Raw genomic sequence first — 15,643 nt, forward strand, 5'->3', positions numbered from 1 at the left:
GCGTCCTCTAGGGACGGTGACGGCCGGCGTCAGTTGAATACAACCCGAAGGAATGACGGCCATATTACAGAGGCAGGCATATGCGTCAATGCGATGCAGGAAGAGCGTGGAATGCCTTATCCGCCGGGCCGGCGCCGTGCTGCATGAATGACCCGCCAGTCCTCGCCATCGCGCCGCAGGGTCACGTCGAAATCGTGGACATCGGCGGCGAGATTCCAGGCGTTCGCCGCGTCGGCTTCGCGGCCGACCATGCCGACGGTGACCTGCAGGCGCGCCTCGTCGGGATGAGGAAAGTCGATCTGCTCGATGCGCGTCAGCAGGTGGATCGACTGGTTGGCGATGAAGTAGCCCTGCACGTAGCGGCGCAACTCGTCGCGGCCCTGTCCATAACCGTCGCGAAAGTCAGCGGCGATGAATTCCATCAGGTCGCCGACGTCGCGGGCTTCGGCGGCGGTTTCCATGGCGTCGACCGTGTGCCGCACCCGCGTCTCCGGTGAATCCCGATCGGCACAACCGGCGATCATCAAGGCGGTCGCGAGAACGAGTGCAAACGGTCGATGCATGGGAGGTTCTGCCATCAATGGGAGCGACACTATTGCGTGCCGGGTGTCGGCGGAGCAATCGCCGCCTGCACTTTGGGCCAATGGCAGCCATGGGGCCGTTGACCAAGCATCCTGCAGGCCGCGTCCTTGACCCTCCATCGGGGCCATGCTCAGATCGCGGCGGCACGCGCCGGACCTTCGCCAAGTGCCATTTTTCTGCGGCCGGACGCCGTTTCTGCAGGTCTCGACTGGCTTCGACGCTGCACTGTCCACGGATGGGACGTTTAAGAATTTGTACCGTCCTATTCGGGGAGAACAACACATGAAGTCTTTCGCTGCACTGCCCGCGAGTGTCCCTGCTGCCGTGCTGGCGGCGCTGTCGATGATGGCCTTGCCGCTGGCTCACGCCGCTGACGGCCCGCTCGCAACCAAGAAGGGGGCGGGCGGTTCGGAAGTGCAGGGCTCGGCCGGTCCCGGCGGTTCGCAGGGCGACAACGGCAACGAAAAGTGCGACCGCCCGATGGGCGCGATGGCCGTGGTCGAACCGCAGGATTACGTATCGCAGTCGCTGTCGCGTTATGGCCTGCAGTCGCCGACCGGCATCATCCGCATGATGATCCAGCAGTCGAACTGTTTCATCGTCGTCGAACGCGGCATCGGCATGCAGAACATGATGCAGGAACGCGCGCTCGCCGAATCCGGCGAACTGCGCCAGGGGTCGAACATGGGCGGCGGCCAGATGGTCAGCGCCGATTTCGTCCTGACTCCCGGAGTCGTCTTCCAGGAGAACAATGCGGGCGGCGTCGGCGGCGCGCTCGGCGGGCTGATCGGCGGCTCCGGTGGACGTGCCATAGGCGCGATTGCCGGCGGCGTGAAATTCAAGGAAGCGCAGACCAGCATGCTGGTGGCAGACGCGCGCACCGGCGTGCAGGTGGCGGCCGCCGAAGGCAGCGCCAAGAAAGCGGATCTGCGCCTCGGCGGATTCCTGTGGGGCGGCAGCGCGGCCGGCGGCGCCGGCGGTTACGCCAACACCAACGAAGGCAAGATCCTCGCGGCCAGCCTGGTCGACAACTACAACAACATCGTGCGTTCCGTGCGCGGCCAGCCGAGCCTGCATCGCGACGTCGGTACGCTCGCCGAAGAGGCCGGCAAGAAGACCAAGGGCGGCGCCGTCTACAACGAAGGCGACACCATCGTGCCGAAGCTCGGCAACCTCAAGGTCTATCCGGGCCCGGCGGAAACCGGCAAGCCGATCGCCACCCTCAGCAAGGGTGAGGAAATGATCGTGATGGGCGAGGAGGAGAACGGCTTCATCAAGGTCGAGACGGCGAATGGCGGTGGGTGGGTGAAGAAGGTGCTGGTGTCGAAGTAGATTACAGGCTACGGGCAACAGGCTACAGGCAACAGCCGGAGAAGATTTCTGTTTTCTGGCTGTAGTCTGTTGTCTGTAGCCTGTTGCCCCTTCCATGACTGTTATTCCCCGCACCCTCTAATTCTTCGCCGCTGCTATCTCCATCATCAGCCTCCAACAAAGGAGGCTTCCATGCTCACGGTACGCAAGGCGGAAGATCGCGGCGCGAGCCGCATCGGCTGGCTCGACAGCCATCACACGTTCAGTTTCTCGGACTACTACGATCCCGAGCACATGGGATTCCGCGCGCTTCGCGTCATCAACGACGACACGGTCGCCGCGGGCGCCGGCTTCGGCAAGCACCCGCATCGCGACATGGAGATCATCACCTACGTGCTCGACGGCGCGCTTGCGCATTCGGACAGCCTGGGCACCGGCTCGGTGATCCGTCCGGGCGACGTGCAGAAGATGAGTGCGGGCACCGGCATCTTCCACAGCGAGTTCAATCACTCGAAGACCGAGCCCGTGCACTTCCTGCAGATCTGGATCCTGCCGGATCGCGGCGGTGTGCAGCCGGGCTATCAGCAGCTGAACTTCGCGCGCGAAGCGAAGCTGGGCAAGCTGCTGCTGGTCGCATCGAATGAAAAGCGCGAGGACATCATCCACATCCAGCAGGACGCGAAGATGTACGTGACCGTGCTCGAGTCGTCAGACCAGAAGGTCACGCATACGCTCGAACCGGGGCGACATGCGTGGATTCACGTCGCGACCGGATCAGCCGTCGTGAACGGCAAGGTGCTGAAGGCAGGCGACGGTGCGGCGGTCACGGAGGAGTCGAAGATCGAGATCGGTGGCTCGCCGCAGGGCGAGGTGATTCTGTTCGATCTCGGATGAGGAAGAGGAGAGGCCGCAAAGACCGCATAAAAGAGAATTCTTTTATGCGGTCTTTTGCGGCCTCATGCTTTTTCTATGCCGCCAGCCCGAGCTGTTTCAGCAACGGCTCGATCTGCGGCTTGCGCCCGCGGAAATCCACGAACGCTTCCATCGCATCGCGGCTGCCGCCCTGTTCGAGGATCGCCGACAGGAAGCGGCGCGATACCTGCTCGTTGAAGATGCCCTGTTCCTCGAAGGCGCTGAAGGCGTCGGCGGCGAGGACTTCGGCCCACTTGTAGCTGTAGTAACCGGCGGCGTAGCCACCCGAGAAAATGTGCTGGAAGCCGTGCGCGAAACGATTGAACGCGGGCGGCTTGATCACGGCGACGCTGTCGCGCACTTCGCCGAGGATCTGCAGGACGCGTTCGATGCCTTCGCCTGCGATCTCGCTGTGGATGCGCAGATCGAACAGCGCGAATTCCAGCTGCCGCACGCTGGCCATGCCGGCCTGGTAGGTGCGTGAGCCGAGCAGTCGCTGCAGCTCTTCCTGCGGCAGCGGCTCGCCGGTGTCGACGTGCGACGAAATCAGCGGCAGTACTTCCGGTCGCCACGCGAAGTTCTCCATGAACTGGCTCGGCAGTTCGACCGCATCCCACGCCACGCCATTGATGCCCGCGATGCTCGGATAGTCGACGCGCGTCAGCATGTGATGCAGGCCGTGGCCGAACTCGTGGAACATCGTCACGACTTCGGAATGCGTGAGCAGCGACGGCTGCTTGCCGACCGGCGGCGTGAAATTGCAGACCAGATAGGCAACCGGTAGTGTCGTGCTGCCAGCACCGAGATGCTTGCGGCCGACGCATTCGTCCATCCACGCACCGCCGCGCTTCTTGGGACGCGCGTAGAGATCGACGAAGAAGCTGCCGCGTCGCGAGCCGTCGCGATTCAGGATGTCGTAGAAGCGCGCGTCCGGGTGATAGACATCAACGACCCCCTCCCTGCCCTCCCCCGCAAGCGGGGGAGGGGAAGGTTTCTGATCCCCTCCTCCGCGCAGCGGGGGAGGGTTAGGGTGGGGGCCGCTGCCAGTCGCACGCTCGACGATGTTCACCCCATAGAGCCGTTCCGCCACTGCAAACATTCCCTGAAGCACGCGCGGCAACGGAAAGTACGGCCGCAACGCTTCCTCGGACAGCGAGAACTTCTGCTGCTTCTGGCGTTCAGCGTAGAAGCCGACATCCCACGCACTCAAAGCGCGGCCGGCGAACTTCACGAGATCCGCGAATTCGCGCTGCGCGACGGGCTTGCTCTTCGTGGCGAGCTGTTCGAGGAACTCGCGCACTTCTTTCGTCGAAGAGGCCATCTTGGTCGCGAGCGAGTATTCGACGTAGTTGTCGAAGCCCACCAGGTTCGCGAGTTCGCGCCGTGTCGCCAGGATCTCGCCCATCAGCGCGCTGTTGTCCCAGCGCTCGGGCGACAGTCCCTGATCCGAACCGCGCGTCACCCAGCCGTGATAGAACTCGCGACGCAGGTTCTCGTCTTCGGCATGCATGAGCACGGCGGTGTAGTTCGGCGCATCGAGCGAGAACAGCCAGCCTTCCTTGCCGGCGGCTTCCGCCGCTGCGCGTGCACGCTGCACGACGGGCGCGGGCAGCCCATTGAGTTCGGCTTCGTTGGTGACGTGACGCGACCACGCGTTCGTCGCATCGAGCACGTTCTCATCGAACTTCGATTGCAGCGTCGTCAACTTCTCCATCAGCGTCTTGAATTGCTGTTTCTTTTCTTCCGGCAGCGCCACGCCGGCGAGGCGGAAATCGCGCAGCGCGTTTTCCAGCAGCTTGCGCTGCGCCGCGGTCAGGCGGCCGCTCTCGTTCTTCAGGATGTGCTCATAGGCTGCATAAAGATCGATGTTCTGCGCCAGATCCGTATGCCACGCCGTCAGCAGCGGCAGACAGGCATTGTAGGCGGCACGCAGTTCGTCGCTGTTCACCACGCCGTTCATGTGTCCGACCGGCGACCAGGTGCGCGACAGGCGATGCTGCATTTCCTCCAGCGGCACCACCAGCGAATCCCAAGTCTTCGCGCCGCTGGCGAGCAGCGACTGCAATTTCGCGCGGTTCTCGTCGAGCACCTGCCGGATGGCCGGCTCGATGTGTTCGGGGCGGATGGCGCTGAAGGGCGGCAGGTCGTGGGATTGCAGCAATGGATTGGTCATGGGCCTGAAGTCGCTGACGGCGTGGATCGCCAAGGGAGATGGGGTCTGATATATCGACTCTCAACCGTTCCGTGTCAATTGGATTTCCCCATGACCGTCAGTGCCTATCGCTCCGTCATGCCGACGCTGGGGGCGCGCGTTTACATCGATCCGAGCGCCGTCGTGATCGGCAAGGTCACGATCGGTGAGGATTCGTCCGTGTGGCCGACGGCCGTGATCCGCGGCGACGTGAATACCATCACCATTGGCGCACGCACCAGCATCCAGGATGGTTCCGTCCTGCACGTCACGCACGATGGGCCGTATCGCCCCGGCGGACGCGCCTTGATCGTCGGCTCCGACGTCACGATCGGACATCGCGTGACATTGCACGCCTGCACCATCGGCAATGCCTGCCTGATCGGCATGGGCGCGATCCTGCTCGACGACGTCGTCACCGAGGACTTCGTCATGATCGGTGCCGGCACGCTGGTGCCGCCGGGCAAGAAGCTCGACAGCGGCGGCCTGTACGTCGGCAGCCCCGCGAAGCGCGTGCGCGAACTCAAACAGAGCGAGATCGAATTCCTGACGTATTCAGCGGCGCACTATGTGAAGGTGAAGGACGAGTACCTGAAGTGACGAATACGCCTGCAAGGATTCCGCGCGCGTGAAATTCCTGCCGCTGATCTGGGCCGGACTGTGGCGTCGGCCGGTGCGATCGGTGCTCACGGCGCTGTCGATCGTCGTGGCGTTCACGCTGCTCGGCCTGCTGGAAGGCGTGAATGCGGGTTTCGCCAGTGCAATCGCCAATGCACACCGCGATTTTCTCATCACCGATACGCGCGTTCGTGGCGGTGCGCAGATGCCGATTGCGGCAATGGCGCGTATCGCGGCCCTGCCCGGCGTGCGGCAAGTGGCGCAGCGCGCCTACTTCATGGGGGTGTATCGCGAGCCTGCCGCCAAGAACACGCTCGCCGCCATCGCGACGGTGCCGGATCTGTGGTTCCAGGTACGGCCCGGCTTCGTGGTGGCGCCCGACCATCTGGCTGCGATGCGCGAACATCGCAATGGCCTGCTCTCCACGCCGCCCATGCTCGAGTATTTCGGCTGGAAGATCGGCGATGTCATCACGGTGCGTTCGCAGACGCTCAAGATCGATGGCAGCGGCGACTGGCAATTCAGGATCGTCGGCACTTTCGATACGGAGAGCGAACCCACGACCACCGGGTTCGGGCTGATCAACTACGCCTATCTCGATGAGTATCGCGTCGCAGACCGCGGCACGGCGGAACGCTTCTACGTGCGTATCTCGGATCCGAACCGTGCCGTGGCCACCGCGGCCGCCATCGACAGCATCTTTGCCAACTCATCGCATGAAACGCGTACGCGCTCGGATCAGGCTCGCGCCGAGGCCCAGGCAAAGCAGATGGGCGACGTGCGGTTCTTCACCAACGCCATCATGGCCTCCGTGCTGTTCACGCTGGCGTTCCTGACCGGCAACACGCTGCGCCAGTCGTTCCAGGAGCGCACCGCCGAATTCGCCGTGCTGAAGGTGATGGGCTATTCCGGCGCGCACGTGCTGACCCTCTCTTTCGCAGAAGCGCTGCTGCTGTATCTGCCGCCCGCGATGGCCGGTCTGCTCATCGCCCGTGCACTCGCTCCGTTCGTCGATCAGGAACTGGGCCGGATCGTCATCTCGCCCGCCGTCGCAGTCGCGGGAATTCTCTGTGCGGCGGCGCTCGCATTGCTGAGTGCTGCAATCCCTGCGTGGCAGTTGTCGCGCGCTCCGATCGCGGCGTCGGTGGGAAGGCGCTGAGCGATGCGCATCGTTTCACAGATCATCGCCATCGCCGCCGTGAATCTGCGCAGCCTCGGCCAGCGCAAGGGCAATTCCCTGGTGATCGTCACGGGCATCGCCGGTGTCGTGGCCGTGCTGCTGTCGGTGCTCGCCATGTCGATGGGGTTTCGCCAGGCCATCGACAGCGACGCAAGCGACGATCGCGCGATCGTGCTCGCGCCGAGCGCAGATTCCGAATATCAGAGTTCGCTTGCCCGCAGCAGCCTGGCCACCGTTGGCAACGCGCGCAATGTCCGGCGCGACCCGCGGGGCCGCCCGCTCGTTTCCGGCGAGACCATCCTCGTCGTGCCGGTGATGCGCAAAAGCGATGGCTCCGACGTGAACGTCACCCTGCGCGGCGTTGGCGAGCAGTATTTCGCCGTCCGGCCCGAGATGCGGATCGTCGCCGGACGAATGATCCGCACCGGCACGCAGGAACTGCTCGTCGGCGCGGCGGCGCTTGCCCAGTTCGCGGGACTGGAGATCGGCAGCCAGGTGCGCCTGCAGGACGGCGACTGGACGGTCGTCGGCGTGTTCCGCGGCGATGGCGGCGCACGCGATTCGGAACTCGTCGCCGACGTACTGACCGTCATGTCGATCTACAAGCTCCAGACCTTCAACAGCATCACCGTCGCCCTGCCATCGGCCAGCGCTTTCCAGCGCTTCAAGGAGGAGATGGCCGCCGATCCCACGCTCGCCGTGGACGTCCACAGCGAGCCCGAATATCTCGCCTCTGCGTCGAAGTCCGTGCGCGGAATGCTGCGGCTGGTGGCCTATGTGGTCGGCTCGATCATGTCGCTGGGCGCCCTGTTCGGCGCACTCAACTCGATGCATTCGGCAGTCGCCGCGCGCAGTGTCGAGATCGCCACGCTGCGCGCCATCGGATTCGGTTCGGGCGCCCTCGTCGTGGCGATTCTGCTGGAGGCGCTGCTGCTGGCGCTGGTGGGCGCAGCGGCCGGTGTCGCCATCGCGTATCTCGCCTTCAACGGCGCGGTCATCAGCACGCTGGGCGGCGCTGTCTGGGACTCGCAGCTCGTCTATGCGCTGCGGATAACGCCAGCCTTGGTTGCGTTCGTCGTGGCGCTGGCCTGCGGACTCGGGTTGATCGGCGGGATCGTCCCGGCGCTGCGTGCGGCCAGAGAGAATGTTGCCGACGCGTTGCGGTCCGTCTGAATCACTGCCGCCTTTCCCATCTGCAGACGTGGCGATCGTGACTGCGGGGCAGCGCGCCAGCGCATTCAGCGCTGGAACAGGCCCGCATATTGCGTGGGTGGACGCATGTACAGCCAATCGATCTGTCGCCAGCGATGGATCGCGAGCCTGCGGAGCAGAAGTACGCAGCCAAGCTGGATGACAACGACGATGGCGAGGGCGCGCCATGAGCCCTGGGCCAGGGAAAACATCACGACCTGCGCCATCACCAGCGAAAGGACACTCACGAAGTGGATGAGGTCAACCTGCCTGACTGTGAACGTACTGAGTGCGGCATAGGCGCCGCAGAGGCCGGCGCATGCCGCGATCATGAAGTGCGTGACGACCTGTCGCGGTGAGGCTCCGGCGAGCGGCGATGCGTAGAGCGCTGCCACACCGGCCAGCATCAGCGCAGCGGTGCAGAAATTTCTCAGCGCCGCGCGCTCGATTGCGCGCTGCACGTCTTCGCGCGAGCCCGGTATGCGTAGCCATAGAAAACGCGAATTTCGCACGATAGTCATGGTGGCGCTCTGCATCCCCGCCGTCACGCAGTACACCCAGAAGGCGCTCGTGACTGGAGGCAGATAAAGGGTGACCGTCCCCCAGAATCCGCGGATGCTGATCGCAAGCGGGTCCGTGAGCTGAGAGAGCAGGGCGACTACCACGATGACGATCACGACGATGTTCCAGAATTTGCGCCACCGGGTCGATAGCAGGGCTGAGCTGAGCAGCAGACCCAATGCGCGTTCACGCGTCACGTTCTCGTCGAGATCGATTGGGGACGATCGGTTGGCCGTTTGCCAGTAGCGTCGGCGCTGTCCTATGTGTCGCGTGCGGGTGTACCACAGGACGAAGGCGGTCCAGGCCGCGAGCGAGGCGCCGAACCATGTCCAGGGTGGGATTGCATCGAGCACGATACGCATCGATGGCATGACTCGGGATGCGATGAATCCCGCACTGGCCATCAGCCATAGCCACCACGCCCAGCGCTGGCCGGAGAGCGCCAGAAACATCAGGAGAAACGCGACTGTGGCGAATGTGAAGACATGGACGAGTGCCGGGAGCAGTGGAGTGCGACTCGATTCGGCGGCGACGAAGATCAGGGCAAACATCGCCAACTGCGCGATCATGAGCGCCGCGAGGGCGGCGAGCATCCAGATGTGGAAATGGGGGAGCAGTTGGTTTGAGCGCGATGCCGACAGGCCGTGAAAAATCGCGGGGCTCGCGAACAGCGTCACGATCCCGGCGGGTACGAACAGGGCGAGGAAAACGAAAGACCACGTCGGTTCTCCCACCTTGAGGTTGAGGACCGCAAGCATTCCGCACAGCACGATCCCGATACCGTTGAGCCATCGCTGCAATGGCATGGCAGTGAAGAACGTCCACCCGATCCGTAGAACCGCCTTCATCGGTGCAGCTCCAGAAAGATGTCTTCGAGCCCGAGCCCCTCGACGTCGATGCGCGCGTCGAACTGCGACGCCAGCGTGTCAGCCAGCGCGGGCTGCCATTGCGTGACGGTGACCATCGCTGTATTGCCGTCGATGCGCGTGGCGAGCGCATTCGGCGCCGCGAGGTTGGCCGGCAGCGGCGCGCGCGAGCGGATGTGCAGGCGGACGACGGATTCCTTGAGCGCATCCAGTTCGCCCTGCCAGTGCAGGCGGCCGTCCTTGACGATCCACACCTTGTTCGCCGCCCGCTCCAGATCGGAGACGATGTGCGATGAGAACAGCACGGCGCGGCGCTCGTTCTCGCCGATGGCGAACAACTGTTGCAGGAACTGCCGGCGCGCGATGGGGTCGAGACTGGCGACCGGCTCGTCGAGCACCAGCAGGTCGGGATGGTGGCCGAGCGCGGCAAGCACGCCGAGTTTCTGGCGCTCGCCGACGGACAACGAATCGATGCGGCGCGTGAGGGGCACCGTCCATTCCGCGGTCAATCGCTCGATGAGCGCGTGATCCCAGTGAGCATGAAAGGCGGCGACGATGGCAAGCTGCTGCCTGCCGTTCAGCATTCCGAACAGCTCATCCTGCTGCGGCAGAAAGCCGATGCGTGCCTTGGCGGCGGCGGACAGGTGCAGCGCGTCCTCGCCGAACACCGCGACCGAGCCGCGGTCCGGCCGGCTGAACCCAAGCAGCGTTTCCAGCAGTGTCGTCTTGCCCGCGCCGTTCTTGCCGAGTACGCCGATGATGTCGCCGGGCAGCACGTCCGCGGAAATCGAATCGAGCACGGCTTTCGAGTCGCGCCATGTGGTCAGGTCGCGAACGGAAACGGTTGGATCAGCCATTTTCCTTCTCCCACTGGTCGCCGACGAGCGTCAGCAGTTCCTTCTTCCCGATCTCGAGCTGGCGCGCCGCCAGCGCGAGTTCCGCGGCAGCCGCCTCGAGTTGCTGCAAGCGTTGTGCGAGCGGCGCCTGATTGCGGCGTCGTGTCGCGACCCGCATCGGCTTGCCGCGCTGGCGTTCGAGCAGCCCTTCGGTTTCGAGCAGGGTGTACGCCTTGGAGATCGTCATCGGGTTCACGGCATGCAGCTCCGCCAGTTCGCGCACGGACGGCAGCTCCGTGCCGGGCGTCAACTGGCCGCCCGAGATGAGGCGCGTGACCTGGTCGACGAGCTGCCGGTAGATCGGCGTGCCTGATTGCGGATTGAGTACGAACACCGGCGGTGCTTGTTCATGTATAATAGTGTATCGTTACACTAATACACATGGGAGAGAGGCGTCAAGCAGTCTTCGTGACTTTCGTCACTTCTGACTCTTCACCGCCTCCAGCACGGGCTTCGTCTCCGGCTTCACGCCGCGCCACAGATAGAAAGATTCGGCTGCCTGCTCCACCAGCATGCCCCAGCCGGTTTCGGCGCGGCCGGCGCCGGCATTCTTTGCCCAGCGCGTGAATGCCGTGTCGCCCTTGCCGTAGGCCATGTCGTAGCACAGCGTCGTGGGGCCGATGACTGCCGGAGGAATGGGCGGAATCGTGTCCTGCAGGCTGGCGGAGGTGGCGTTGAGGATCAGGTCGAACGTGCCGGTCGTACTGATGGCGTCGAAGCCGCAGCCCTTCACTTCACCCAGCAGCCGGAATTCATGCGCGAGCTGGGTGGCGCGATCGCCGTTGCGATTGGCGATCTCAATATATTCGGGCGCCGCGCCGAGCAGCGGCCCGAGCACGCCGCGCGCGGCGCCGCCGGCACCGAGCAGCAGGATGCGTGCGTTCTCCACGTTGAGCGACAGGTTGTGCGTGAGATCGGTGAGCAAGCCCGCGCCGTCGGTGTTGTCGCCGAGCAGGCCTTCTTCCTGCATGGCGAGCGTATTCACGGCGCCGGCGATTTCCGCGCGCGGCGTGCGGAAGCGGGCCAGCAGTGCCACGGCCTGCTTGTGCGGCACCGTGACGTTCAGTCCCTTGCCGCCGGATTCGAAGAACTCATTCACGTCGCGTTCGAGATTCTCCGGCGCGACTTCGAGGCGCGAATACGTGAGCGACTGGTTCGTCTGTTTCGCGAACAGGCCGTGGATGAACGGTGACCAGCTGTGTCTGATCGGAAAACCGATGACGGCGTAGCGGTCGGGCGTGGGGGAACTCATGGGCGCCTGTATGCCAGAGAATGCTGCGAAGGTCCGTGAAGCAGGTCATTTGCGCGTGTGCGGGAATGATTGTGTCGCGCGAACGTTGCATGTTCCCCGCAACGCCCCCTCCCCAACCCTCTCCCCTCGCTGGGGGATTCCGGCGCGCATTCGCTCGCCTCCTCCCCGCTTCGCGGAGGAGGGGGTCGGACGCTAGCGGCCTTCACGACTCCACGCCGCGGCCTGTTTGGCGAAATACGTCAGAATGCCGTCGGCGCCGGCGCGCCGGATCGACAGCAGCGATTCCATGATCGCGCCGCGTTCGTCGAGCCAGCCGTTGCGGATCGCTGCCGTCAGCATCGCGTACTCGCCGCTCACCTGGTACACGAACGTCGGCGCGCCGAAGGTGTCCTTCACGCGGCGCACGATGTCGAGGTAGGGCAGACCGGGCTTCACCATGATCATGTCGGCGCCTTCCTGCAGGTCGAGCGCGACTTCGCGCAGCGCTTCGTCGGAATTCGCCGGATCCATCTGGTAGCTGTACTTGTTGCCCTTGCCGAGATTGCCGGCCGAACCGACGGCGTCGCGGAACGGACCATAGAAGCTCGACGCGTACTTCGCCGAGTAGGCGAGGATGCGCGTGTTGGTGTGGCCTTCGAGTTCGAGCGCTTCGCGGATGGCGCCGATGCGGCCGTCCATCATGTCGCTGGGCGCGACGACGTCGGCGCCCGCGGCGGCGTGTGACAGCGCCTGTTTGACGAGTGCGGCGACGGTGATGTCGTTCAATACGTAGCCGCTGTCGTCGATGATGCCGTCCTGTCCATGGGTGGTGAACGGATCGAGCGCAACGTCGGTGATCACGCCGAGTTCAGGCACGGCTTTCTTCACGGCGCGCACGGCGCGTTGTGCGAGGCCTTCCGGATTCCAGGATTCCTCCGCATCGAGACTCTTCGCCTCGCGCGGCGTGACGGGAAACAACGCCAGCGCCGGGATGCCGAGCTTCACGAGTCCTTCGGCTTCGCGCACCAGTTCATCGACGCTGACCCGCTCGACGCCGGGCATGCTCGCCACGGCCTCGCGCTGATTGCGGCCTTCGATGACGAACATCGGGTAGATGAGGTTGTCGGGGCCGAGCGTCGTTTCGCGCATCAGGCGGCGCGAAAAGTCGTCGAAGCGCATGCGGCGCAGACGGGTGCGCGGGAATTCGCCGGTTTCTCGGTCGGACATGGCGGGCTCGGGTCTCTGGGGCTTGAGGTGCGAAGCGCAGGGCGCACAAGATTGCGAGGCCGAAGCCTACAACCTCCGGACCGGTGCCTCAAACATGCCAGTCAAGAATCCGACCCGCTGCCAGTGGGTCGCCAACGGCAACGATCTCTACGTCCGCTATCACGACACCGAGTGGGGCGTGCCGGCCTGGGACGATGCGACCCAGTTCGAATTCCTGATCCTGGAAGGCGCGCAGGCGGGACTGTCGTGGTCGACCATCCTCAACAAGCGCGAAGGCTATCGTGCGGCGTTCGCCGGCTTCGATCCGGAAAAGATCGCGCGCTTCGGCAAGCGCGATGTCACGCGACTGATGAACGATGCCGGCATCGTGCGCAATCGTCTGAAGATCGAATCCGCCATCGGCAACGCCAGGGCGTTTCTGGAATTCAGCGAGAAGGTCGGTTCATTCTCGAAGCATCTGTGGAGCTTCGTCGGCGGCAAGCCCATCCAGAACGACATCGCATTGCACGGCAAGGTGCCGGCCACCAGCCCCGAGTCGGATGCGCTGAGCAAGGATCTCAAGAAGCGCGGCTTCCGCTTCGTCGGCAGCACGATCATCTACGCGCACATGCAGGCGACGGGCATGGTGAACGATCACCTGACGAGCTGCTTCCGCCACAAGGAGTGCAGGACGCTGGCGCAGAAGAAGTGACTGCGAGCGCCAGCGTCGCCGCCCTCAGAGTTTGTTGTGGACCGTGATCTGGAATTCCTCGTCGAACTGATGGATCTCGGTGCCGGTGCTGTTCCGCTTGCGCCACTCGAAACCGCCGCCAGTGGGTTTGAGCGTGATGGCCCACGTCGCTGCGCGACCGGGAACGGCCTGTATCTCGTAGAAGGGCAGCCGGGTGTCGCGTACCGCGACGTAGTCGCTGTCGGTGCTCGTCGTGGACGAGGAATGCAGCGTGCCTCCCGCGGTCTCGATGTCCCTGGTAGTGACGTTGTCGCAATGGATCCTGCCCGGACCCCAGTCCATCAGCCACAGGACGATCGGCCGCCTGCCACCGTCGTTGCGAACATTCGGGCATCGCCCTGCAGGATGCCTTCGCCTTGCTGCTGCAGGCTGGCACTGAGATCGGTTCGGAAGAAGTAGGGTGTGCCCGGCGTGGAGGACGAGCTGTGCATCTCTTCGCCGTGCTGGTGCTTGAACTCGATCCGCAGGCGGAAACAGGAGTTCAGCGCCTCCTGCAGTTCGTTGGCGCGGCTTTCCAGGCCTTCGAGCAACAACAGGCGGATGACACGCAGGGCTTTCTGCACGTTGCCGAAACCGCCGCCGGAATTCACGCAGGAAACCTGCACGTCGTCGGCTGCGAGCGTCAGCAGGTCGATTATCGTCGTCCGCTACGCGCTCGGCGAGTGCCTGCGCCGTGGCGTCCGCCGCGTCGCCCATCAACATCTCCGCGCGCTGCCATCCGCGCAGCGCGGCGATGGCGGTCTCCATCTGCTCGTGGTTCGCGTACGCCGCAGCAACGACGGGAGCGACCCGATCGTTGTAGTACGCCAGCAGCGCGGCATTGAGCTCTGCGTTGGGATCGGGATCGTCGGCCGCCTGCATGCGCACGGCCGAGCCTTTCAGCAGGCGCGCGAGCGGGACGCTGCTGGCTGCGGAGGTCAGCGCGGCGAGTCGCGCCAGTCGCGCCGGCTCGGCACGCGCCGCTTCGAACTGCGCATCGATGGACTGCGGCCAGCGACCGGCCAGTGCCTGGCGCTGGACATCGGAGGCATTGGCCAGACCGACGATGCCGAGATGATCGAGCCGGTCGCACGTGAGTCTCCAGTATTCCTGCGAACTCCGTCGCCCGCGCGAGAACCGCAAGTCGGCGGGAACGGTGCCGGGCGTCGATTCGACTTCCTTGCGTATGTCGATCGCGGGCATTCGTTCGAACGCAGACGCCCATTTGCGCTGCGCAAGGAACGCTGCGTTCGTCTCATAAGAAGAATGCGGCCTCGTTTGCGATCCGGCTGTCCCCGAAGGGGCATCGTCATTCGCGCGTCCGCATGAGCGGCAGCAGCAGGATTGCGCTCAGGACTGCGACGCCGCACGCGACGAACGGCTGCGGCATGGGCGGCGATGACCACACGGCAGCGACGGCCTTCCAGCTCGCCGCCAGGCCGAAGCCGAAGGCGACGGCGAGACAGAGTGCAATGCACGTGATGATCGCGAGCCTGACGATGCGTGCTCGTTCCTCCGCTGCCACGGCCCGCGCGACGCCGCGAACGAAGTCCTCATCCGGCGATGGCGGTTCGTCCGCCATCCCCTGCGTCAGCAGCCGTTCGAATTCATTCATGGGCGTCTCCGGCTGCGCGGCGCATCTTCGCCGTGCCGCGCAGGATGTGGGATTTCACGGTGCCGAGCGGGATGCCGGTCGCCTGCTCGATTTCTCCGTGACTCAGGCCTTCGCCGAGATTCAGAACGACGCACAGGCGTTCGGGATCGGAAAGCTGCGCGAGCGCCCGGTCGAGGTCGAATTGCGCTTGTGCCGTGCGGCTCGGCGACGGCTCATCGGACGCGAGCGTATCGAGCGTCGCAGGCGCATCGAAGTCGCCACGTCTCAAGCGCCGGGCATCGATGAACCGATGCACCGCCAGCCGTCGCAGCCAGCCGGCGAATGCGGCCGGCTCGCGCAGATTCGCAATGCTCTGCCATGCGCGCAGGAACGTGTCCTGCGCGAGATCGTCCGCCTGTTGCGGGTGGCCGCACACGCGGCGCAGCAGCGCGCGCAGCCAGCGTTCCCTCCGCCGCACGAGTTCCTCGAACGCGATGCGGTCCCGCGACTGCGCCGCGAGCACGAGCGTCGATTCGGGGAGCGCTCTTGCGGCTGCAGGGTCCATGCGCGAGCC

At 64.6% G+C, this 15,643-nt stretch carries 18 protein-coding genes; 7 read left to right on the forward strand and 11 right to left on the reverse strand.

Annotated features, from left to right (window positions below):
• Nucleotides 1–116: 116 nt before the first annotated feature.
• Nucleotides 117–563: a hypothetical protein gene (locus V7D81_RS11470; protein WP_324316656.1), complete on the reverse strand. Its 447-nt coding sequence runs from the start codon at nt 561–563 to the stop codon at nt 117–119.
• Nucleotides 564–864: 301 nt separating this feature from the next.
• Here V7D81_RS11470 and V7D81_RS11475 point away from each other — a divergent pair, with 301 nt between their 5' ends.
• Both V7D81_RS11475 and V7D81_RS11480 read left to right on the forward strand, forming a co-directional pair.
• The gene (locus V7D81_RS11475) at nt 865–1,914 is read left to right on the forward strand and encodes a CsgG/HfaB family protein (RefSeq protein ID WP_324316657.1); all 1,050 of its coding nucleotides are present in this window, start codon (nt 865–867) and stop codon (nt 1,912–1,914) included.
• A 171-nt stretch (nt 1,915–2,085) separates the two neighbouring features.
• A complete protein-coding gene (locus tag V7D81_RS11480) occupies nt 2,086–2,787 on the forward strand; it encodes a pirin family protein (protein ID WP_324316658.1) in 702 nt (233 codons plus the stop codon).
• A gap of 73 nt (nt 2,788–2,860) precedes the next feature.
• On the opposite strand, the gene V7D81_RS11485 is transcribed toward V7D81_RS11480, so the two are convergent.
• Nucleotides 2,861–4,978 (reverse strand): M3 family metallopeptidase, encoded by a 2,118-nt coding sequence (locus tag V7D81_RS11485; RefSeq protein ID WP_324316659.1) that lies wholly within the window; start codon nt 4,976–4,978, stop codon nt 2,861–2,863.
• Nucleotides 4,979–5,068: 90 nt separating this feature from the next.
• On the opposite strand from V7D81_RS11485, the gene V7D81_RS11490 reads away from it, so the two are divergent.
• The 3 genes from V7D81_RS11490 to V7D81_RS11500 are packed head-to-tail and all read left to right on the forward strand — an operon-like array spanning nt 5,069 to nt 7,967.
• Entirely contained in the window at nt 5,069–5,596 is a 528-nt protein-coding gene (locus V7D81_RS11490; protein ID WP_324316660.1) for a gamma carbonic anhydrase family protein, read from the forward strand.
• A 28-nt stretch (nt 5,597–5,624) separates the two neighbouring features.
• Entirely contained in the window at nt 5,625–6,773 is a 1,149-nt protein-coding gene (locus V7D81_RS11495; protein ID WP_324316661.1) for an ABC transporter permease, read from the forward strand.
• A 3-nt stretch (nt 6,774–6,776) separates the two neighbouring features.
• The gene (locus tag V7D81_RS11500) at nt 6,777–7,967 is read left to right on the forward strand and encodes an ABC transporter permease (RefSeq protein WP_324316662.1); all 1,191 of its coding nucleotides are present in this window, start codon (nt 6,777–6,779) and stop codon (nt 7,965–7,967) included.
• 65 nt (nt 7,968–8,032) lie between these two features.
• On the opposite strand, the gene V7D81_RS11505 is transcribed toward V7D81_RS11500, so the two are convergent.
• From V7D81_RS11505 to hemB, 5 genes are all read right to left on the reverse strand, one after another.
• The gene (locus V7D81_RS11505; RefSeq protein ID WP_324316663.1) at nt 8,033–9,394 is read right to left on the reverse strand and encodes a hypothetical protein; all 1,362 of its coding nucleotides are present in this window, start codon (nt 9,392–9,394) and stop codon (nt 8,033–8,035) included.
• Nucleotides 9,391–10,269 carry an ABC transporter ATP-binding protein gene (locus V7D81_RS11510; RefSeq protein WP_324316664.1) on the reverse strand — a complete coding sequence of 293 codons (879 nt, stop codon included), beginning with the start codon at nt 10,267–10,269 and terminating at the stop codon, nt 9,391–9,393. Before V7D81_RS11510 ends, V7D81_RS11505 begins: the two co-directional genes overlap by 4 nt.
• The gene (locus V7D81_RS11515) at nt 10,262–10,642 is read right to left on the reverse strand and encodes a GntR family transcriptional regulator (RefSeq protein WP_324316665.1); all 381 of its coding nucleotides are present in this window, start codon (nt 10,640–10,642) and stop codon (nt 10,262–10,264) included. The genes V7D81_RS11510 and V7D81_RS11515 overlap by 8 nt, the downstream gene beginning before the upstream one ends.
• Nucleotides 10,643–10,726: 84 nt before the next feature.
• Nucleotides 10,727–11,560: a shikimate dehydrogenase gene (gene aroE / locus V7D81_RS11520; protein WP_324316666.1), complete on the reverse strand. Its 834-nt coding sequence runs from the start codon at nt 11,558–11,560 to the stop codon at nt 10,727–10,729.
• Between the two features lie 192 nt (nt 11,561–11,752).
• On the reverse strand, nt 11,753–12,766 hold the full coding sequence (gene hemB / locus V7D81_RS11525) for a porphobilinogen synthase (protein WP_324316667.1): 1,014 nt from the start codon (nt 12,764–12,766) through the stop codon (nt 11,753–11,755).
• 94 nt (nt 12,767–12,860) lie between these two features.
• On the opposite strand from hemB, the gene V7D81_RS11530 reads away from it, so the two are divergent.
• Nucleotides 12,861–13,457 (forward strand): DNA-3-methyladenine glycosylase I, encoded by a 597-nt coding sequence (locus tag V7D81_RS11530; RefSeq protein WP_324316668.1) that lies wholly within the window; start codon nt 12,861–12,863, stop codon nt 13,455–13,457.
• Nucleotides 13,458–13,481: 24 nt separating this feature from the next.
• On the opposite strand, the gene V7D81_RS11535 is transcribed toward V7D81_RS11530, so the two are convergent.
• Nucleotides 13,482–13,778 (reverse strand): hypothetical protein, encoded by a 297-nt coding sequence (locus tag V7D81_RS11535; protein WP_324316669.1) that lies wholly within the window; start codon nt 13,776–13,778, stop codon nt 13,482–13,484.
• Complete coding sequence (locus V7D81_RS11540; RefSeq protein ID WP_324316670.1) at nt 13,778–14,086, reverse strand: hypothetical protein; 309 nt, start codon at nt 14,084–14,086, stop codon at nt 13,778–13,780. Before V7D81_RS11540 ends, V7D81_RS11535 begins: the two co-directional genes overlap by 1 nt.
• Here V7D81_RS11540 and V7D81_RS11545 point away from each other — a divergent pair.
• Nucleotides 14,061–14,804, forward strand: coding sequence for a hypothetical protein (locus V7D81_RS11545; RefSeq protein ID WP_324316671.1), 744 nt, complete (start codon nt 14,061–14,063; stop codon nt 14,802–14,804). The two genes, V7D81_RS11540 and V7D81_RS11545, sit on opposite strands and share 26 nt — an antisense overlap.
• Here V7D81_RS11545 and V7D81_RS11550 read toward each other — a convergent pair.
• Both V7D81_RS11550 and V7D81_RS11555 read right to left on the reverse strand, forming a co-directional pair.
• Nucleotides 14,785–15,090: a hypothetical protein gene (locus V7D81_RS11550; RefSeq protein WP_324316672.1), complete on the reverse strand. Its 306-nt coding sequence runs from the start codon at nt 15,088–15,090 to the stop codon at nt 14,785–14,787. The genes V7D81_RS11545 and V7D81_RS11550 overlap by 20 nt on opposite strands.
• Nucleotides 15,083–15,634, reverse strand: a complete 552-nt coding sequence (locus V7D81_RS11555) for an RNA polymerase sigma factor (RefSeq protein ID WP_324316673.1) — start codon at nt 15,632–15,634, stop codon at nt 15,083–15,085. The genes V7D81_RS11550 and V7D81_RS11555 overlap by 8 nt, the downstream gene beginning before the upstream one ends.
• Nucleotides 15,635–15,643: the final 9 nt, after the last annotated feature.

Source organism: Povalibacter sp., assembly GCF_036735925.1.
Lineage (GTDB): Bacteria > Pseudomonadota > Gammaproteobacteria > Steroidobacterales > Steroidobacteraceae > Steroidobacter.